This is a genomic window from Nostoc sp. (assembly GCF_036917675.1).
Classification (GTDB): Bacteria; Cyanobacteriota; Cyanobacteriia; order Cyanobacteriales; family Nostocaceae; genus Nostoc.
This window is the reverse complement of sequence record NZ_JBALCT010000044.1, coordinates 197,264-217,451: the sequence shown is the minus strand read 5'-3', so window position 1 is coordinate 217,451 and position 20,188 is coordinate 197,264. Positions and strand designations below refer to the sequence as shown.

At 41.7% G+C, this 20,188-nt stretch carries 20 protein-coding genes and 1 tRNA gene; 16 read left to right on the top strand and 5 right to left on the bottom strand.

The genetic code is table 11. From position 1 onward, the window contains the following. The first annotated feature begins 181 nt into the window (after positions 1 to 181). Complete coding sequence (locus V7K31_RS15105; RefSeq protein ID WP_335095113.1) at positions 182 to 700, top strand: GNAT family N-acetyltransferase; 519 nt, start codon at positions 182 to 184, stop codon at positions 698 to 700. Positions 701 to 752: 52 nt separating this feature from the next. Here V7K31_RS15105 and V7K31_RS15100 read toward each other — a convergent pair whose 3' ends face one another. Next, positions 753 to 1,370 (bottom strand): class I SAM-dependent methyltransferase, encoded by a 618-nt coding sequence (locus V7K31_RS15100; protein ID WP_335095199.1) that lies wholly within the window; start codon positions 1,368 to 1,370, stop codon positions 753 to 755. Between the two features lie 505 nt (positions 1,371 to 1,875). Here V7K31_RS15100 and V7K31_RS15095 point away from each other — a divergent pair. From V7K31_RS15095 to V7K31_RS15060, 8 genes are all read left to right on the top strand, one after another. Next, entirely contained in the window at positions 1,876 to 3,114 is a 1,239-nt protein-coding gene (locus V7K31_RS15095) for a glycoside hydrolase family 10 protein (protein ID WP_335095112.1), read from the top strand. Continuing rightward, positions 3,114 to 3,698 (top strand): hypothetical protein, encoded by a 585-nt coding sequence (locus V7K31_RS15090; protein ID WP_335095111.1) that lies wholly within the window; start codon positions 3,114 to 3,116, stop codon positions 3,696 to 3,698. The genes V7K31_RS15095 and V7K31_RS15090 overlap by 1 nt, the downstream gene beginning before the upstream one ends. 641 nt (positions 3,699 to 4,339) lie before the next feature. After that, a complete protein-coding gene (locus tag V7K31_RS15085) occupies positions 4,340 to 6,589 on the top strand; it encodes a PAS domain-containing sensor histidine kinase (RefSeq protein WP_335095110.1) in 2,250 nt (749 codons plus the stop codon). 62 nt (positions 6,590 to 6,651) lie between these two features. Further along, positions 6,652 to 6,723 (top strand) — tRNA-Lys (locus tag V7K31_RS15080). Between the two features lie 818 nt (positions 6,724 to 7,541). Continuing rightward, positions 7,542 to 7,817 (top strand): hypothetical protein, encoded by a 276-nt coding sequence (locus V7K31_RS15075; protein WP_335095109.1) that lies wholly within the window; start codon positions 7,542 to 7,544, stop codon positions 7,815 to 7,817. A 7-nt stretch (positions 7,818 to 7,824) separates the two neighbouring features. After that, a complete protein-coding gene (locus tag V7K31_RS15070; protein WP_335095108.1) occupies positions 7,825 to 8,133 on the top strand; it encodes a hypothetical protein in 309 nt (102 codons plus the stop codon). 21 nt (positions 8,134 to 8,154) lie between these two features. Then, entirely contained in the window at positions 8,155 to 9,666 is a 1,512-nt protein-coding gene (locus V7K31_RS15065) for a hypothetical protein (RefSeq protein WP_335095107.1), read from the top strand. Between the two features lie 229 nt (positions 9,667 to 9,895). Then, positions 9,896 to 10,006 (top strand): addiction module protein, encoded by a 111-nt coding sequence (locus V7K31_RS15060; protein WP_335095198.1) that lies wholly within the window; start codon positions 9,896 to 9,898, stop codon positions 10,004 to 10,006. Between the two features lie 20 nt (positions 10,007 to 10,026). Here the strand turns inward: V7K31_RS15060 and V7K31_RS15055 are convergent, their stop codons facing one another. Beyond that, positions 10,027 to 10,725 (bottom strand): Uma2 family endonuclease, encoded by a 699-nt coding sequence (locus V7K31_RS15055; RefSeq protein WP_335095106.1) that lies wholly within the window; start codon positions 10,723 to 10,725, stop codon positions 10,027 to 10,029. A gap of 134 nt (positions 10,726 to 10,859) precedes the next feature. Between V7K31_RS15055 and V7K31_RS15050 the strand changes: the two genes are divergently transcribed. The 4 genes from V7K31_RS15050 to V7K31_RS15035 all read left to right on the top strand — a co-directional run bounded on the left by V7K31_RS15050 (position 10,860) and on the right by V7K31_RS15035 (position 16,822). Next, positions 10,860 to 12,434: a CPBP family intramembrane glutamic endopeptidase gene (locus tag V7K31_RS15050; protein WP_335095105.1), complete on the top strand. Its 1,575-nt coding sequence runs from the start codon at positions 10,860 to 10,862 to the stop codon at positions 12,432 to 12,434. Positions 12,435 to 13,093: 659 nt separating this feature from the next. Then, positions 13,094 to 13,369 (top strand): TM2 domain-containing protein, encoded by a 276-nt coding sequence (locus tag V7K31_RS15045; protein WP_335095104.1) that lies wholly within the window; start codon positions 13,094 to 13,096, stop codon positions 13,367 to 13,369. 567 nt (positions 13,370 to 13,936) lie between these two features. Then, positions 13,937 to 14,203 (top strand): hypothetical protein, encoded by a 267-nt coding sequence (locus tag V7K31_RS15040; RefSeq protein ID WP_335095103.1) that lies wholly within the window; start codon positions 13,937 to 13,939, stop codon positions 14,201 to 14,203. 159 nt (positions 14,204 to 14,362) lie between these two features. Further along, positions 14,363 to 16,822: a heavy metal translocating P-type ATPase gene (locus V7K31_RS15035; RefSeq protein ID WP_335095102.1), complete on the top strand. Its 2,460-nt coding sequence runs from the start codon at positions 14,363 to 14,365 to the stop codon at positions 16,820 to 16,822. 140 nt (positions 16,823 to 16,962) lie between these two features. Here the strand turns inward: V7K31_RS15035 and V7K31_RS15030 are convergent, their stop codons facing one another. Continuing rightward, positions 16,963 to 17,133, bottom strand: coding sequence for a hypothetical protein (locus V7K31_RS15030; RefSeq protein WP_335095101.1), 171 nt, complete (start codon positions 17,131 to 17,133; stop codon positions 16,963 to 16,965). Between the two features lie 274 nt (positions 17,134 to 17,407). Here V7K31_RS15030 and V7K31_RS15025 point away from each other — a divergent pair, with 274 nt between their 5' ends. Both V7K31_RS15025 and V7K31_RS15020 read left to right on the top strand, forming a co-directional pair. Then, positions 17,408 to 17,554, top strand: coding sequence for a hypothetical protein (locus V7K31_RS15025; RefSeq protein ID WP_335095100.1), 147 nt, complete (start codon positions 17,408 to 17,410; stop codon positions 17,552 to 17,554). A gap of 191 nt (positions 17,555 to 17,745) precedes the next feature. Continuing rightward, on the top strand, positions 17,746 to 18,243 hold the full coding sequence (locus tag V7K31_RS15020) for an FHA domain-containing protein (protein ID WP_335095099.1): 498 nt from the start codon (positions 17,746 to 17,748) through the stop codon (positions 18,241 to 18,243). A gap of 75 nt (positions 18,244 to 18,318) precedes the next feature. Here the strand turns inward: V7K31_RS15020 and V7K31_RS15015 are convergent, their stop codons facing one another. Next, positions 18,319 to 18,666 (bottom strand): hypothetical protein, encoded by a 348-nt coding sequence (locus V7K31_RS15015; protein WP_334827109.1) that lies wholly within the window; start codon positions 18,664 to 18,666, stop codon positions 18,319 to 18,321. A 203-nt stretch (positions 18,667 to 18,869) separates the two neighbouring features. Here V7K31_RS15015 and thyD point away from each other — a divergent pair, with 203 nt between their 5' ends. Then, positions 18,870 to 19,790, top strand: a complete 921-nt coding sequence (gene thyD, locus V7K31_RS15010; RefSeq protein ID WP_335095098.1) for a thylakoid membrane protein ThyD — start codon at positions 18,870 to 18,872, stop codon at positions 19,788 to 19,790. Positions 19,791 to 19,909: 119 nt separating this feature from the next. On the opposite strand, the gene V7K31_RS15005 is transcribed toward thyD, so the two are convergent. Then, positions 19,910 to 20,155, bottom strand: a complete 246-nt coding sequence (locus tag V7K31_RS15005; protein ID WP_335010584.1) for a hypothetical protein — start codon at positions 20,153 to 20,155, stop codon at positions 19,910 to 19,912. Positions 20,156 to 20,188 lie beyond the last annotated feature (33 nt).

Genomic DNA, 20,188 nt, shown 5'->3' with positions numbered 1-20,188 from the left:
CGTCCCTCTATCGGAAGTATTGTTTAGTACTACTCATCTATGCTGACAAAAATCCATAAATATAGAATTTGTGAACCTGAGAACACTTCCTGTGGTTAAGGGAGAACTTGGAACGGGTTTAATATCCAAGATGCTTTTGAAATTGCTTTATTGATAGTTAAGAGGAAATGGTAAGTAATTCATGAACCAGAGCAATCTCTCGTTACCATCTGGGTGTATCCTTCGCAAAGCAACCTCTGCGGATAAGTGGTCGATTCGATTGCTGGTGTTCTCAGCAAAACTCGACCCAACCCAATTAAATTGGCAGCAATTTTGGGTAATTGAATGCGATGCCTACGGCGGGCAAAGCCTACGCAATCTGGTAGCTTGTGGACAGCTACGTAATTTCTCAGGGGCACAAGAACTTGGTAGTTTGGTCGTTGCATCAGCTTGGAGAGGTCGCGGTTTGGCTACTTTGCTAATGCAGCAATTGATTAATACAGCAACACAACCACTTTATCTTGAATGTTTAGGTGAACGACTGGCGCAGTTTTACAGTCGCTTTGACTTTGTGCCAATATCTTTTGAAGACTTACCACAATTTACCAGGACAAGAGGCTTGTATACGCTCAAAGGGAAATTTAGATTCTCGCAGTTAGCGAAAAGGCTGCTCAAAGTTCCTGTGGTGTTTATGCAATATCGAGGTCAGACTAATTCGTAATTCGTAATTAAGATATGCAGAACAAGGCTGGATACAAGCTGTTTCCAATCCTTTACATCGGAGGTTTAGCAAAAATCGTTAGTAAGACAGGCCCTAGTAAATAGTGGTGATTTAAACACAATAGCCCAGCAGAGGAGCCAAGAAGTTGACGTTGATTAGGGCTGTAGAGTCTAATTCCACGGGGAGAGATTGGCAATAATTGAGGTTCTGTCTCTTTTTTAGAAGTAATGTCAACTAAATAAAAGCGTCCACCGGGAGAAAGTACCCGTGCTATCTCACTAACCACCTGTTTAGGTTCCAAATAGTGCAAGAAACTGATAGTGCTGAAAACCGCATCAAATTGACCATCAGCAAAGGGAAGAGACTCAGCTTTGCCCTCAATATAAATTAAACGTGGACGGTGGTGGTTGGTCTGTCTTGCTACTCGCAACATATTAGCAGATAAATCCAATCCGGTGCCTTGCAAGTAGGGAAACTGAGTAGCAAGGCGCTCAAGTAAGCGTCCAGTACCACAGCCGATATCAAGTACATTTGCTGGCTCTGGTAAATCGACGTACTCCAGTAACCGTTTGTGAACGGCTCGATAAAACACTGAAGGAAAGAACCAGTCGTAACTTGGTGCCCAGGCGTCAAAAAGTAGCTTTTTGTTACTGAAAAAGTCATGATTCATCAGTTTTCGCAGCTTTCTTAAAGCTTGATGCTTTTTTAGGGTAAGTTTAGCTGCGCCTCCAAAAAGTTGATTAACAACACAAGTTAATACCAATTCTATATGAAGCTGCGCTTTATTCACATAGGGGCAATTCATGAATTGCCCCTACAGCCACTAGTTTTATATCAGTCTTATGGGCACATCTTCAAAGAGAAATGGTATAACTATAGCTTTTTTTTGAGTAAGCTAAAGGATGCACTTATTGACAACATTACCTTTTTATGAGGTTATCACTAATAGCCGGAGACTGGAAATGAGAGTTTCAGGGGTGTACTTAATGTGGGAAAATTACGCACATCATGGACTCTTGTCTTTCACAAAATTAAAAATAGCGATAATTGTCCGCTAAGGCACATTTATTAATTTATCTCTGGGCATAAAATCATTATTTGTTTACATCATCCGGAGGATTACAAATTTATTTTGTAGTTATATATATTCCGATCGCACTAGGTCACGCTTACAAATGAATCGGGTTGCTCGCCGTGGTGTTTCTTACTTACTGTGTTTGGGATTAGTAATTACTTTAACAGTTTTTTCACTCTCTTCACTGCCAGTTTATTCGCAAAAAATAAGTCCTTTAACTACAGAAATTCGCGGCGTTTGGCTCACTAATGTTGCTAGTGGTGTACTATTTGTCCCTTGGGGTATTAACCGCGCTTTAAATCAATTATCCGCTCTCAATTTTAATACAATTTATCCTGTAGTTTGGAACCGAGGACATACTTTTTATAAAAGTGCTATAGCCAAAATGACTACAGGCTCGGATACTCAACCTTTGCTCAACTTCATGCACGGTGGACAGGATGTTTTAGCAAAGATAGTGAAACTTACTAAAAATAAAAATTTGAGAGTCATTCCCTGGTTTGAATACGGATTCATGACGCCGCATTATTCACAATTAGCAAGGCGTTATCCCGATTGGTTGACAATTGGGCAAGAAGGTATAAATTCTATCCAAGATGCCCCACCGGAAGAAATCGAGAATGGTTTGGTGAATAAACAGGCTTGGTTAAATCCTTTACATCCCCAAGTGCAAAAGTTTATCCAAGGGCTAATTTTGGAAGTAGTCAGGGATTACGATGTAGATGGTATTCAGCTTGACGACCATTTTGGGATGCCGGTACAGTTTGGCTACGATCGCTTCACTATTCAACTCTACCAGCAAGAACATCAAGGCAAAAGTCCCCCTGGTGATCCTTTTAACCCAGAATGGATGCGTTGGCGAGCAGACAAAATTACTGATTTCATGGCGGAAATCTATCAAGCTGTCAAGGCGGTTAAACCCAAAGTCAAAATATCTTTGTCTCCTAACTATCAAGCTTTCGCCTACAAATATTATTTGCAAGACTGGGAAAGTTGGGTAAAAAAAGGTTTAGTTAATGAGTTAATTTTGCAGGTATATCGAAATGATAAAAACTCTTTTATCGCTCAACTGGAACAACCATCTGTGAAATTGGCTCAAAGTTTAATTCCTGTAGGTATTGGTATATCGACGGGAACGATGGCTAATCCTGTGAAAATGGCACAAGTTAAACAACAGGTTCAGGTAGTGCGCGATCGCCATTTTGATGGTATCTCCTTTTTCTACTGGGAGAGTCTGTGGGGTTACATCGCACCTGAATCACCCCAACAGCGACGCAAAGCTTTTTTTGAGATGTTTCATACTAAAACAGTCAGACTATTACAACCAAAGAAACTTTGATGCCATTCGCGCCTAAAAATACTAGATTTCGCTTTACATTGCTGTGGACTTTAGCTACTTTTGGCGGTTTTTTATTAAGTTTACTCTTAATTGAAGTCGGCGAAAAGCCAGATATTGGGGTAATAGAGGCAGCTATCGGCGGATTTGCGATCGCACTTCCTCAAGGTTGTCTTCTCAAAGAACCGATATTTTGCATCAGGTGGATTTTGTCAAGTCTTTTGGGTTGGAGTATCATCACCGCGATCGGTATTGGTGCCGTGGGTTGGATTGTACCTAGCACTCAAATTTTTCCCCTGAGAATCCTGTCTGGGGTGGTTTATGGTGGACTTGGTGGCTTGGGGATTGGATTGGCACAATGGTTAGCAATTCCTCAGCCGATGGCGTGGCGATGGATATTTGTCTCTTCAGCAAGTTGGGCTGTTGCTGTCCCCGTGGGTTCTGCTGTCGGGATGATTTTACACCGCTTAACGCAGTTATTCTTAGGCGAAGTCATCGGATTAGCCATCACTTGGCTGCTAGTTGGTATCCTCACAGGAATCAATGCTCAGAAATTGCGATGCCTGGGTTGGGCTACGCCTAGGTGAGTTTTCATTAGCTTTAGTAAGCAACCTATAGACAAACCACGCAACCATCTTGGACTGAGGATGGAATTAAGCATCCTTCGGATCTTCTATTATATCTTCCCATTCCCCACCCTCGCCCAATAACTTTATTAAGAATTGTAAATTTAATTGATGTATACTGATGCTTGTACTGAGATATATGCAAGAATCTTAAGAAACTGTTAAAAATAAATTTCAGTAACTTTGCCCTAACCTGCAAATGTATGATACTGTTGGCGAATTAATAGGGGGTCTAACCCATCAGCCCTAATTGATCTGAAATGTGTTTCATTTCAGTGCGTTTCAACGCACTTTAGCTATAAGCCCGCAATTTATTGCAGGGCAGGAAAGCAACGCAAAAACGAGGTTTTAGGGATGGGGGGTTTAACAAGAGAGTAAATTGACCAACAGTATCATGTATTTTCGCCTTCAAAAAGCAGGATTTGTTAAGCTGACTCCTACTTAGCTTTCCTAGATTTCTGATCAGAAGTAGAGAAAGATCCAAATTTCCATGAGCAATAGCTGACAAGACTTTGCTATAGGCGCTAAAGTGCATCGAGTACAAGCGTAACGATAAGAGAGCGCCTAGAAGAGTCAGAGTAATACCAGACAGGGACTCTCGCATGAATAAAAATCCAGTGGAATCAACTATAGAGTTGACAAAATTATCACCTCCTCAGATTCTCTTTGGCACAGAAGTAGATGATAAAAGCAGTAGCGAGCAGTTTCTACTGAGCATGTACGATTCCGTACAGGCATCAATATTTGTAGTGGATGTGCTGGAGGACGGAGACTTTCGATATGTGGCATTAAATCCCACTCATGAGCGGTGGATAGGCATTCGCTCAGACGATCTCCGGGGCAAAAAACCAGAGGATATTCTCTCTACTATTGATGCTGTGAAAGTGCGTCAGCATTATTCTGACTGCGTGCTATTTGGCAAAACTATTTCTTACGAACAATGTTTGCAATTCCAGGGAATTCCTACTTGGTGGAGTACGACTCTCACGCCACTCAGGGATGCTAACTCTCGGATTTATCGACTGATTGGTACTAGTAGCAATATCACGCCTGTGAAGCAAGCAGAACAAGCAGTTGGCCTCCAGATTGAACGAGAGCAACTCTTAGAAGCGATCGCCCGACGGATTCACCAATCTGTAGAATTAGAGACAATTATCCATAAAGCAACAAAAGAACTGCGGCAGTTTTTGAATTGCGATCGGGTACTAATTTATCGCTTCGAGGCTGATGGCAGTGGGGTAGTCATTACTGAATCAACTGTAACTGCCAGCGATCGACTATTGGGAAAAAAGATCACCGATCCCTGCTTCAGTCGCAAACATCGAGAACACTACGGACGAGGTTGCATTCAAGTTGTCGAGGATATTTATGCAGCAGGGTTGCATTCTTGCTATATAGATTTCCTAGCATCCTTGCAGGTGAGAGCCAATCTAGTCGTGCCGATTTTCCAAGAGCAAGATATGTGGGGACTCTTGATTGCCCAGCATTGCCACGAACCGCGTCAATGGCAGCAAACAGAAACCGATTTGCTCAAGCAGTTGGCAACTCAAATCGGTATTGCTATCCAACAGACAGAACTTGATCAGCAGATCAAGGATCTCAAAGCCAAGATGGAGTCGCAAAAACAGAAGCACATCAATCAGTTGCAGCAGGTGCGAAACTTTCAAGCCTTGGTGCAACGCATGACAGAACAAATCCGCGACAGTCTGGATGAGACTCAGGTGTTGCAGACTGTTACCCAGGAATTAGTACAGTTACTGAACCTTGAACGTTGCCAAATCGAACTCTATAGCAGCTGCCAAACCCTGGTTACGATTACCTACGAGTACAGCACGAACCTACCCAAGTTTCAAGGATTGACCAGACAGATTGCAGACCGTCTGGAAGTTTATCAGCCCCTATTGCAAAAACAACCATTGCAATTTTTAGAAATTCTGCCGGGATGGCAACCAAAGTTGTTGGTTATGTCCCAGATGGCTTGTCCAATTTTTGATACTCAAGGGATTTTGGGAAATCTTTGGTTGACAAGACCATCACAAGATGGATTTGATGAATTTGAAATCGAGCTAGTACAGCAAGTTGCAAATGAATGTGCGATCGCTATTCGTCAAGCCCAGCTTTACAAACAAACCCAGGCACAGGTAAAAGAACTAGAAAAAGGCGATCGGCTCAAAAACCAATTTCTCAGAACCCTCTCCCAGGAACTGCGGACACCAATAACTAGCATCAGCCTCGCAGTCCAAACTCTCGAAAGTGTTCTCACACCAGCAGAAATATCAAATATAGAAATAGTTCCGCAACTATTACAGATTCTGCATAACGAGTGTGGGCGAGAAAGCAAGTTAATTAACGACTTACTCACACTCACATATCTCGAAGCCGAACCTGAACCCCCAACTTTGATTGCCATTGACTTACAAAGCTGGCTTCACCCCATTGTCGAGTCTTTTCGAGACCTCACCAGCTGTCAGCGACAACACTTAAACCTGATCGTTGATCGTGCATTGCCGCCTTTAGAGACAGATATCACCGATTTGGAGCGGATTATCACCGAATTGCTCAACCATGCCTGCAAATACACCCCAGCAGGCGAATACATCACAGTCTCTGCTCACCTCACAGGGGATGCAGTAGAGCTTAATATTACCAATTCGGGAATAGAAATTACCAGCAATGAACTGTCACGGATTTTTGAGCCTTTCTATCACCTTTCCAAACATGATCCTTGGAAACATAGCGGTACTGGACTGGAATTGGCATTAGTGCAGAAAATGGTCAGACATTTAGGCGGCTCAATTTATGTAAAGAGTGCAATTGGTCAAACCACTTTCACCCTTAAATTTCCCCTTTAATTTCTTTTTTGGGCGCGGCACTAGCAAATCTGTCAGAAGTTTGCTATGATTGTTATTCGTGTGGGTGACTAGCTCAACGGTAGAGCAGTAGACTCTTAATCTATTGGTTGCGGGTTCAAATCCCTCGTCACCCACCTTTTCCAGCTATCCAAGTTTTCTCTCAAGGGATAAAACCAATTTACCCTATGAAAGAAGATGAGGGTGGATAGCTGGAATACAAAAAAATTATAATTATTACTTGTTAATATAAGTTCGGATTATAGGTTATATATCAACATATCTCTGATAATTCCTAAGAACTTACTAGTACCGTGCGGCGTAAATATACAGACCATTTTTAAGCCTTGTATTCCACCGAATTTTCATAGCTTTTAATGGTCTGCTTACTTCCGCCAAGCTGTACTAGACAATAGATTTGAGTTATTTTTGCAATAGTCTCAGCTTTTCAATAGTATGATTTAGATGGCGTGTACTAAGCCCTATCGCCAGTAGTTTTAAAACCTAAAAAAATTATATTAATATTGACTTTTATAATGTTTTGTGGATAGACAATACTGTGATTTCATAGTAGTGCTGCTTCTGCGTTAATACGCCATAACTTAATATAAGTTATACACTTTGGTATGTAAAAACTATACACCTTGCATACTTTAGTATATTTCATCCAACTTTTTATGCTTGCTAGGGAATCTAAAGGAAACGGGACTCTTGATTAAGAAAAATATAAGTAGTAAGACAAAATTAATTACACAAATTTTGACCTGAAACCCTTATCCAGTCTGAAAAGTCATTTGTAAATATTTCTGTCCGATTACTTAGCATCACTCAAATCCGCCCCTCGGATATCTGCACTGCTAAAGTTAGGCTAAACAGTGTTTCTACTGACGCTCTTATGTTTTTACTAGGTCAGACTTAGTAGAAGTGGACTTTACAAGATACGGGATAAAAATACATGATTTCTGAGATGCTGAAACCGAATATACAGGAATTGCAGAAAGATGTTATTGACCTCCTAGAGCAAGTCAGTTCGCTGATGAATCACGCTAGTACAGCACTTAGTTCTGATAGTACTGGCAAAAAATATGCAGAATTTGAACAGCAAGTTAGCCAGGAAATAGATAAGGTCAGAAATCTTGAGTTGAGAATGGCAATTGTTGCACCAATGAAAGCTGGCAAGTCCACTATCACTAACGCCATCATCGGACAGGAGATTTCTGCCAAGTCGTAACGCTGCGATGACGACGATTCCGACTGAGATTATTTTTGATACTGAGTTTACTCAGCCAGTTTTATATCTAAATGCCCAAATTTTGACAGTCTTTCAAGAAACACTATTAGCATTACGCCAGAGAATTGATCTAATGGGGATTGAAGAAGCACAAGAAAAACTTGCTCAGTATCCTCATTTGGCGAAAATACCAAGGCAAATTCAACAAGCAGTCGGACTGACAATTCCTAGCAAAAGTGAAGGAAGTAAAAAGATTATTCATACTTTAACTAGCTTGAATGATATTATTAGGGTGTGCAGTCTTTTAGATCCATAAGTAGATCCGTTGAAACACTTAATGGATGTTCCCAGAATACACACTCCATTTTGGCGTTCATCCCAAACTAATCAGCAATCAGAAAATCTAGGTAAATTAGTAATTGTCGATACTCCTGGCCCAAACGAGGCAGGGGAAAATTTGCAGCTTAAGCGTGTAGTTGAAGAACAACTTACCAAAAGTTCAATAGTATTAATGGTTTTAGACTTTACCCAACTCAAGACTGAAGCTGCCGAAAAAGTCAGACAAGATGTTGGTAAAGTTATAGAGCTAAGAGGGAAAGATAATTTATACGTGCTGATTAACAAAGTTGATCAACGACAAGATTGTGATATGAGTCCTGAACAAGTACACCAGTTCGTAGCTGCTGAGTTTAGTATAGGTGGTTCCGGTGATATTAATAGAGTATTTGAAATCTCAGCTAGGCAAGCGTTTACCTCTGCCAGTTTTTTAACAGAATTGCAGCAGCGTCCAGGTGTTAATATTACTGAATTAAAAACAGCGCGATCGCTTGCTCAACAAGTTTTCGGTATTGATTGGGAAGAGGAACTTGAAGAAGCGACAGCAGAAGATTTACAACGTAAGGCTGAGAAGTTGTGGAAAAAATCAGGTTTTAACCAATTTTTAACTGGTGCTATTAATGCACTTATGGCCGAAGCTGCACCTCGAAGCATAGAATCTGCACTCAGAATTAGTCGTGCTTATCTTCAAGAATTGAATAATGATGTACAACTTCGTAGGAGTGCTATCAATCAAGATGAAGCGAAACTAAAACAAGAAGTTAATGCATTAGAAAGAGACTTACAATCCTTAGAACAATGTCGTAATCGTTTGCAAGAAGTAGATAAAATTAAAGCTAATCTTTACAAACAGCTTGAGAAAATTCTTGAAACTCTTAAACAAGAAGCTAAACAAAATTTAGAAGCGTATTTTACTGAAGAAGAATATCAACGTGCAGATTTTATAAAAAAAGGAGGTTTGGTAAGTCAAAATTTTTTTAAATGGGTTTCTAAAAAAATTAATAAAATTGAAATATCTACAACAAGTAGCAGTATAATTGAATTCCAAAGTTCAGCCGCAGCAGAAGATTTTGGAGAACAAGCGATCGCATCTGCAAAGTCTAATGTCATACAGCCTTTGCTCGAAAGCGTTCAGAAAAAAGCAAAAAAAATAATTGAACAGGCACGTCAAGATATGACAAATTCTTTAGATACGGAAACTCAGCCAATTATTGAGCGTGCGCGTCAGAGATTAAACGAAAATTTTCATGTCAATTTGTCTTTGCCAACACCAAATTTAGATAGTAAAAGTATAGGTGACACTAAAGTAAACGTTAATCAGCATACTAAATTGATAGATCAAGGTTACGAAACAAAAACAATTGAGAAGAGAGACTTTTTTCATTGGTTTTGGATAGTTAAGAAAAAAGAAATTATAAGCGTAAAGCGTCCAGATAAGAAGGAAGACTATTACACAATTTCTCTTCAAGAAATAATTGAAAAATCCAATAAATTAATTGAGGATAGTATTTAAAATATTAAAGAGGGAATCAATCAATACTTGGATGAAGACTTTAAACAACGAGTTGATAGGTTCTTTACAGAGCTTGATGGCTACTTAAATAATTACTGCAATACTTTAATACAGGCACAGACAGACCAGAAAATTAAGACTGAGGAGAAAGAGAATTTAGTCAGTAAGCTTCATTGGTTAGAAACTGAAACTAGTCATAAAATAAAGAAGGTAAACGGTTATTTAAGATATTTATAACATCAACGATGAGCAAAAACAAGAATTAGATAGACGCTTGGAGATGCATCGCCAAAACCCAAACCAAGGTTCAACCTGGCAATCTGTCAAGCAAAGACTATAGGTTTATCTGAATGAACCAAATCAACTTAAAGAATCTGGATCTATCCCCAACCTTCGCAATTCTTCTGCTAGCCTTTGAGCGCGTTGTTCGGCAGTGGTAGCGCGTTGTTCAGCAGCGAGCGCCCGTTCTTCTGGTGTTAAATATCTGACTCCTTCTTTGTCATACCAATACAGCCAATCCCGCGTAATTCCCTGATAAGTTCCCCGTTCATGACCAATTGCTAAACCTATCTCTGTTAACCAAACTAGATTTCCTGGCTGCAATACATATTCACCATTTACTAAACGATAAACTTCTAAAGGCGGTTTTCTACGGCGTTGGGGATTGTAAACAACATAATACAAAATCTCCATCTCAGCATACATTTTCTTTTTGGTGCTGTATTCCCCACGTCGTTTATGAGAAACCACCTCCAGCGCCACGATTGGCATAACTTTTTCTTCCCACAACACATAACTTAAACGCAAGTTCTCATCAAAAACTCGCTCGACTCCTAAACTTAAAAACCCATCGGGCACAATCGGCGGTAGTTCAGGATCATAATATATCCCCATATCAACACCAAAAAACCAATCCATCCGGCTTGTCCATAACCAAGCTAGGATGGCTTTGAGCAAACTGGGAATTAAATCTTGTAGTTCATTGTCCACAGGTGTATAGTCCGAATCTGGCAGATCCTCGGCTGAGGGTAAGCAGTGCAATGGGTTGTAATTTAACATGGTGGGTGCGATGTGTATGACGGGCTACGCCTACGCAGATTCATAATATTGATCATATCTATCCACCTCTGACTTTTTCTTGCGATAATTCCCAAGGGGGACGCGCTCTCCACTGATTAGTAAAAGAGGGATAGATGACACTCAAGCGGTTGATTTTAATTTTTATACTGACACCTATAGCAGTTCTGTTGGCAGTTTTGGCTTTATTTAATAGTTGGCAAGAACCTCAGTTTCAAAGTCGCCTGGAACTATATCAAACCAATATTGCTCTACAAGCCCAATCTTGGCAATCAGAAGATAGCAAAGATGACAATCTCCAGGCGATTCGGGAAGCTATACTTGGTGAGCAACCCCTGGAAAGCGCTACAAAGCAGTATCAGGAGGCGCGTGAATCAGTTCAAGCTAATTTGGACAAAGTTAACAACAAACTCGCACAATTACGCTCTCAACCTGAAATAACTCTTACGCCTCCGAAACCTTTGCCTGATGTTCCTCCGACTACTAAAACCTCTAGACAGGGACAGCAACAGTTACAGCAGTCTTTCAAGCAACTCCAAAAATTACTGGCTGAGTTAGACTTGCGGCTGGGAATTTTACAAGCACAGCAAGGACAGACAGATACAGCCCTCAAGACTTGGAGCGCATTACAACAACGCTCAGATATTAATCCAGAATTTGGGGAAACTGCTGCTGCATTGAGTGGACTGTGGAACAATCCCCTTCGTCTCCTCCCAAATGCCCAAGAGTTGATTAAAAAGAATTTAGAAGGTTGGTTTCGCTCTACTGCTTTGGTTAAGCTATATCAACTCCAGCAACGACAAGACGCTTTATTAGGCGTTAAAGCTGCACAACAAGAATCTGCTGCTCAAGCGGTGATCAAATTAGCGGTTATTGGGACTATTCCTACCTTGGCAGCTTTAATTGGTCTAATACTGCTGATTTTATTATTTGCTCAACGCTTGTTGAAAGGAAAAGCCTCGTTACTAGCTCAAAATGCTGATGTCCCTTGGTCAACACCTTGGGGTGGTGAAACAATTTTACAGGTTTTTGTCGTCGGCTTTTTCTTCATGGGGCAAATTTTTGTACCCTTGGTGATATCGTTGCTACCCATCCCGCATCCCGTCGCTGATGTGCGACTTCAGGCGTTTTCTGTCTTGATTAGTTACTTACTGGTAGCATCGGGTGCGCTATTAGTGCTGTATTTCTCTCTCAAACGCTTTTTTCCCCTACCAGAATTTTGGTTTCGCTTCCGTTTTCAAGATAATTGGTTTTTGTGGGGACTGGGGGGTTATTGCACGGCTTTACCGATAGTTGTGGTGGTATCTTTGATTAATCAACAGCTATGGCAAGGACAGGGTGGCAGTAATCCCCTATTGCAATTAGCACTGGAAAGCCAAGATGGTGTAGCACTTGGGATATTTTTCTTTACAGCAGCGATCGCAGCGCCATTTTTTGAAGAAATTCTATTTCGCGGTTTTTTGTTACCCTCTCTAACTCGTTACTTACCCGTGTGGGGAGCGATTTTAATCAGTAGTCTGTTGTTTGCGATCGCTCACCTCAGCTTGTCTGAAATTCTGCCACTGACTGCATTAGGGATTGTTTTGGGGGTAGTTTACACGCGATCGCGCAACCTTCTCGCTCCTATGCTCCTCCATAGTCTCTGGAATAGTGGTACGTTATTAAGTTTGTTCGTTTTAGGTAGTAATTAATACTAATATGCTACTGTTGCCTAAAGCGAAAATATTTGCTTTTATCTCCATAAGTAGGAACAATTTACTAGTTAGAATTGGTTGTAAGCATAAATACTTGTTGAAAACCAAAGTAAGAAAATGGCAAAAGCAAATCAAAGAATGCTGTAAAGATAGACAATTTATTCTCATTCGGGTGATTTGAGCCATTTTTGAGATATTAGAAGATGCCTCTTGGTCTTCTACATTCCCACTAACCACACAACTGGTCTCGTATATTGGTGCGATGGCGTTTCATGCCTGCTGGAAGCGATTGTAAAAAAATCCGGAAATAATACTGATTGACTTGTAAAAAGTGGTGTATGTAGCAGTTTTTGCTGATTATTCAGGTTCATTTTTCTCAAGATAAATGTCTATACCTAAAAATCTGCAAAACTGCCGCACCAGGCTTTGCAATCATCAAATCCACCAAAAGTAAGGAGCGCCAGATTTTCAGGCTATGCCGCAAGACATGTTAGCGTCCCCTCAAAAAGAGAAGCACGCTAATTTTGATTATTCGTCTTGGGACTTACTTATACTGAAAAAATTAAAAATCTATTGATTAAGTAAATGTGTTTACTTAGTTTTATTCCAAGAAAAAGTTTATTTTTATACCTTAATTATCCAGGAGCAGCACTTATATGGCAAATTTCAACCCCACTCATCCAACCAAACAACTTCTAGCTGGTTACTGTGGCATTATCTTTGGAGGATTTGGGGTTCATAAGTTTATTCTAGGATACGCTTCAGAAGGCTTTATCATGTTGGTGATTTCTGTAGTTGGGGGTTCTTTTACCTACGGACTTTCCTTGTTAATAATGCTACTCGTAGGTTTAGTTGAAGGCATGATCTATTTGAATAAGTCCCCTGAAGAATTCGTCAATACCTACTTTGTGAATAAGCAGGGCTGGTTCTAAGAGGTTGTTTGAAAAGTGTTTCGTTGTGACTTTAGGCACTTATTGATCCCCCCTAACCCACGCCAGTCGCTCCACTTGGGGAGACCCCTCTGAGCGTCTGGCTCCCCTTAAAAAGGGGGGAATTGGAATCAAAGTCCCCCAATTTATCGGGGGATTTAGGGGGATCTAAAACGTTTTGCTACCGACAAGAGGACTTTTCAAACATCCTCTAAGCTAAAACATATCTAATTTGCATATTAAGGAATAAGAATCAAATAACATACAATTTATGTCCCTGGCTTACCTCACCCTCAATCCCTCTCCTTATAAAGGAGAGGGAAGCTAGAAACAGGATGAAGTTTTGCATTTTATTTAATCCACGTTCCTAAAATTTTCTCAATATCTTGTGGGGTGGGCAGCGTTCGATGGTTCCTGAGCCTTGTCGTACCCCTACGAGCGTCCCCCAGGGAAGGACTGAGCGCTCACGCCGAAATCTTGCCCGCCCTGATTATGCAATTTTAATGCCGATTAGCTTAGTACTTTATCAACTTGACAACAATACCACCTATTATATTTATTTTTATTGATATGCTCATTATCAAAGCTAAACAACAACAGCTTACCTGGGTGATGTTCCTCTTATTGGGCTTAGGATATTTCAGTGCTATGTCTCATTTGGAAATCAACTATTTCTTAAAAAGCCTGATTGTGGTCATGCCAATCCAGGTGGTAGCTATTATCTATGTGACTTATCTACGCTGGAGCCGTCAACCCCCTGTGGGAGAATTAAAAATTCAAAATTCAAAATTCAAAATTAAGAACCCTACAGATAAATCTCGGAACTTGGAACGTTGAATTGAGTGCAGCGATAGTCGTTGATGCTCAACGAAATACGATAAATTAATAATTTAAATATGGTTGACATTGAGTCATAGTTCCATATTTCGCCTACGCTCAAATTAGAGACGCTTTTTGTCAGGCGTTGAATTTCTGTAGCGAATCTAAACACTTGCCATGCAACTTCTCCCGAAAACTAAGCTAGTCCCAGAACTTGACCCAATTCTAGAGAAAATTATTCTAGACGTTGGCGGCATGAAGTGTGCTGGGTGTGTGAACGCAGTTGAGCGACAGCTAATCCAACATCCAGGAGTCAAAAGTGCCTGTGTCAATCTGGCGACAGAGGTAGCAGTCGTAGAGTCAGAAACTGGTGTGGTAGATGCAGATGCACTAGCACAGCGATTAACAGCCGTTGGATTCCCGACTCAACAGAGAAAAGCTAGTGGCACAGTAGCAGGCGAGATATCTACTTTACCAGACCCAGCAGAACGACAACGCCGAGAAATGCTCTCTTCACTCAGGCAGTTAGCGATCGCTGCGGTGTTGCTGATATTGTCGGGAAGTGGACATTTTGGTAATCTTGGTAGCTCAGTGTTGCCAGTACTAAATAACATCTGGTTTCACTGTGGACTAGCGACAGTGGCACTATTAATTCCCGGTCGCCAGATTTTAGTAGATGGCTGGCTAGGCTGGCGGCGAAATGCGCCTAACATGAACACCCTGATTGGATTAGGAACGCTGACAGCCTACATTGCTAGTTTAGTCGCGCTGCTTTTTCCCAAAATGGGTTGGGAGTGCTTCTTTGACGAACCAGTAATGATGCTGGGGTTTATTCTTTTGGGAAGGACATTAGAGCAACAAGCTAGAGGTCGCGCCGCATCCGCATTTAGGAAATTGCTAGCACTCCAGCCACTCTTAGCGCGATTGATTGCCAACCCGGAGAAAGCAGGAGTGGGATCTTCTAGTGTAGAGATTCCTGCTGAACAGGTACGTGTCGGTGAATGGTTACAAGTGCTACCAGGTGATAAAATCCCTGTCGATGGTGAAGTGATGGTTGGTCAAACAACGGTCGATGAGTCAATGCTGACTGGGGAAGCCGTACCAGTAATCAAGCAACCGGGAGATATGGTGACAGGGGGAACCCTAAATCAATCAGGAGCGATCGCTATTCAGGCAACCCGTATTGGAAGTGATACAACTCTAGCTCAAATTGTCGCTTTAGTAGAAGCCGCCCAAACTCGGAAAGCCCCGGTACAGAAATTAGCAGATACAGTAGCTGGTTACTTTACCTACGGGGTGCTGACAGCATCTATATTAACATTTGTCTTTTGGTACTTTTTCGGCACTCACATCTGGACTGATATCACCATGTCTGATGGCATGGAAATGATTAGCCACGCTACAAACAACGCCCCCCACTCTCCCCTATTAATCAGTTTAAAACTAGCGATCGCAGTTATGGTAGTCGCCTGTCCCTGTGCTTTGGGACTTGCCACACCAACAGCCATTCTTGTGGGGACTGCTATGGGCGCAGAACGAGGTCTGTTAATCAAAGGCGGCGACGTTTTAGAAAAAGTACACCAGTTAGATACCGTAGTATTTGATAAAACTGGTACTCTCACCACAGGTAATCCCATCGTCACAGATTGCCTGTTAATTTCAGAAATGGGCAATGGGAAAGAGGCAGACGATCAGGAGAAGAATAACAATGCCCAATCCCTAATACAACTAGCAGCAGCCGTAGAAAGCGGTACTCACCACCCCCTAGCAAAAGCGATTCAGCAAGAAGCACAACGGCAACAGTTATCTATTCCACAGGCTGTGGACTTTCACACAGAACCAGGACTAGGTGTATCTGCTGTGGTAGATAGTACAGTTGTGCTGTTGGGTAACTGGGACTGGTTGAATTGGCACGGTATTGCCATTAGTGAAACTGCACAACAAGTAGCACAAGATTTAGCAACAGATGGTAAAACAGTCGTTTGCGTAGCAGTTGGGGGAACTTTAGCCGGACTAATTGCTGTTTCTGATACCTTAAGACCAGATGCCCAATCCACCGTAGACAAATTGCGTCAGATGGGCTTACGGGTAATGTTGCTCAGTGGCGATCGCCTAGAAGCAGCTAGCGCCATAGCCAAACAACTAGGATTAGATAGCACTGATGTGATCGCGGGTGTCCCCCCAGCCAAAAAAGCGGCTGCAATCCAGTCTCTACAACAAGCAGGGACAAAAGCAACAGACGCGATTAATCGCGTCTCTACTTCCCAATCTGTAGTCGCAATGGTGGGAGATGGAATCAACGATGCTCCAGCTTTATCCCAAGCAGATATCGGAATTGCTTTACACTCCGGGACAGATGTGGCGATGGAAACTGCTGAAATTATCTTAATGCGCGATCGCTTAAACGATGTCGTCGAATCTATTCAGCTTAGTCGCGCCACCTTCAACAAAATTCGCCAAAATTTATTCTGGGCTTTTGCATATAATACAGTTGGCATTCCTTTAGCAGGCGGTGTTTTGTTCCCTAGTCTGGGTTTTGTCCTTAACCCATCTGGTGCTGCTGCATTAATGGCTTTTAGCTCTGTTAGCGTCGTTACAAACTCAATATTATTACGACGATTAGCTCATCACCCGTAGAATACTCTTTCTTTTACACGTCAAATTTCCCAGCACAAATCTTGGTTATTTCTATCTCAAGTTAAACTAACGCGATGTGCAACTTATTCTTGAAACCCCGCTTCCATTCCTCTCCCCCACAGTCCGAGAGGCTTTGATTTTTACTCCCCAACGCTAGTAGGGAAGCCGGTGCGTTGGGCGGCGAGCCACTGTTGTTGCACCTGGCGTAAGGGGTTGGGGGTTAGGTTTGAGAGAAAGTTACACACGGCGTAAACTACAGCAGAATTCAAGTATTTAAACCACATCTGTCGTAGGGGCACAGCAATGCCCATTGGTGTCAACTTAAGGGTAAACCCTTTTAAAACCTTGTTTCTAGCCTCTGGCTAGAAATGCTGTTCCTGGCGGCTCTGCCGCTTTTCAAGAGGCGGAGCCTCTAGAACGGCATTCCCAGTCGGAGACTCTTAACGAGATAATCTAAAAGCTGCTTCTAGAAAGGCTTTCACGTTAAGTTGACACCAATGAGCAATGCCGTGCCCTTACTGAGTGGTCTATTTTCCTGAAAATAGCTGTAAGTACAGCATTTCATTAATTCGTAGCAAATTAAATTTGGTAATACTCTGCAATGCCAATGCGTCGGCTGACAATGCCAATGCGCTAGCTGACAATACCAATGCGCTAGCTGACAATGCCAATGCGCTAGCTGACAATGCCAATGCGTCGGCTAACAATGGCAATGCGTTTGCCTGCAATTAAAAACGCTACGCTTTTATGCAAAACTGTACTAAGTCGCCCCGTCAGGTTTTACGCAGCCCACAAAGCCTCTTGAGACACCTACCAAAACTATCATAACTACTGGAGTAGAACGGCCATGTTCTACTCTTTCAAGGTATTATGCAATTTTAAAGCTTATTTAGATCAGCACCACAGACTTATGGTGCGGGAGAATGCCAAGATACGATACTAAACAAATATTGATTTATCACAGTTCCACCGATTTGTCAATGGCAGCAGAAACCAATGAAAACCATCTACTGATTATTGAAGACGATCAAGGTCGCAAAGAATTTTCTCTGGAGCACCCCGTCTACTCTATCGGTAGAGATCGCGAGTGTAATATCCGTTTGATGTCGCAGTTTGTCTCCCGCCGCCATGCCACATTAGTGAGATTGCCACGAGAGCATAATAGTCATAGCTACTATTACCGAATTGTAGATGGCGATGCTAAAGGTAAGCCTAGTTCCAACGGTTTGATGATTAATGGACGTAAGATACCAGCTCACGATCTAAAAAATGAAGATGAGATCGTTTTTGGTCCTCAAGTACGTGCTATTTATTACCTTTTAAGAAACAATCAGCGTTTGGGACAAACGGATTCGAGTGAGTACGACATTACATTAATAAACCCCGGTATGGCCGAGGATTTAGAGGATGTGGGAGAGTGAGTTATAACTACCAATAGCAGTCTAAGAATCCCACGTCTTCAAGTCGTGGGAATGTCAATATAATCACTAAAGCTATTATCCTGCAAGACTTTCAATCAAATGCCAATGACGGCTATTTTCAATAGCCTGCTTGATGAATTCAAACATTTGTCGGCAATAATTATCTAGTTGGAGTGGTAGTTCTTCATTTTTAATCACAATACTCATTCGGGTTTCTATTTCCGTAGATTTTGATTTATCAATCAGTACTTCTACTGTGACTAATTTAGGAAAAGGAACATTACCGGGAACCTCACGAGCGATAATGTACTCGGCCGTGTGGTATTGAATATCCAATTGAGATTCCTGTAGCAGTTCTACAAGTAACGGCAACAGATGGTCACTAGGAACAGAAACAATAAATGAACAGGTATAGCGAGCCATAATAGCCCCACGCCTTGCAACACTCCGTCCATCCTATAATACCGAAGCATCTAAACGGAAAGTCATTAGAAAAGCAAAGTTATTGAGTTTTGAGTTCAGGGATTACAAGATATACAGTCACATCTGTTTTATCGACAACGAAAGTGCCGTAAGCTAAAAGTTTGATCAAAAACTTTACAATGAAAGTTTGGCTGAGATAGAAAATGAAAGTCGCAATTACTGGATCAACAGGCTTTGTCGGTAGTCGTTTGATACAACGACTCCACCAGGAAGGTCATAAAATAGTAGTATTAACTCGGAACACCACCTTTGCTCAAAAGGTTTTTCCATCTGAGGCTTACGCCAATCTAGAAATTATTGCTTATACACCAAATGCATCTGGTTCTTGGCAAAATGTCATCGCTAGTTGTGATGGCGTAGTTAATTTGGCAGGAGAACCCATTGGTGAAGGACGATGGACACCAGAACGGAAACAAGAAATCCTCAATAGCCGGAAGCTAGGTACACAAAAAATAGTTGAAGCAATAGCCAACGCTAACCCCAAGCCTAGCGTCTTAATTAACGCTTCGGCTATTGGCTACTACGGCACTAGTGAAACGGCTACCTTTGATGAAACAAGTCTATCTGGTAACGATTTTCTTGCCCAAGTCTGCCAAGCCTGGGAAGCAGAAGCGAGAAAGGTAAAAGATGCTGGTGTGCGGCTGGTAATTCTGCGTTTTGGGATTGCTTTGGGCAATGGTGGTGCTTTGGGTAAAATGATTCCGCCTTTCAAACTCTTCGCAGGTGGCCCCATTGGCAGTGGCCGCCAGTGGTTCTCATGGATTCACGTAGACGATTTAGTTAACCTGATTCTGCAAGCTTTAACTAAACCAGAAATAGAAGGCGTATATAATGCCACTGCCCCTAATCCAGTTCGGATGGCAGATTTAAGCCAAACTTTGGGGCGAGTCATGAATCGCCCTTCTTGGTTGCCCGTTCCGGCTTTTGCGATCGAAGCCCTTTTAGGAGACGGAGCTATAGTCGTTTTAGAAGGTCAGCAAGTCATCCCGAAACGCACCGTGGAAACAGGCTTTGAGTACAAATATCCTAATTTGCAATCGGCGCTAACACAAATTCTTAGTTAAAAGGGAGTGGGGGGAGCAAGAATTTTAGATTTTAGATTTTGGATTTTAGATTGAAATTTAATCCAAAATTTAAAATCCAAAATCCAAAATTGAATTGCCCTGTTTGGCCAATTCTTTGATTATTGACTAGAGAGAAATTTTCTGGAAACCCAACTGATAATACCACTGAGAATGGCACCGCCCATGAGGATGCCGATCGCTGGGTTAAACAAAGGTTGCCACAGTTGATGCCACAAATCCAAACCCAGGTTTACTCCCGCCGCATCTCCGATCGCAGCGATCGCTAACCAGCCAAAGCCAAACAAAACCAAAAAAACATCTGCGACTAAAACCATGTTTAGCCAATTTAACAATTTATCTTTCATCTACCCTTATGTCTACTTGCCCAAAATTTTACG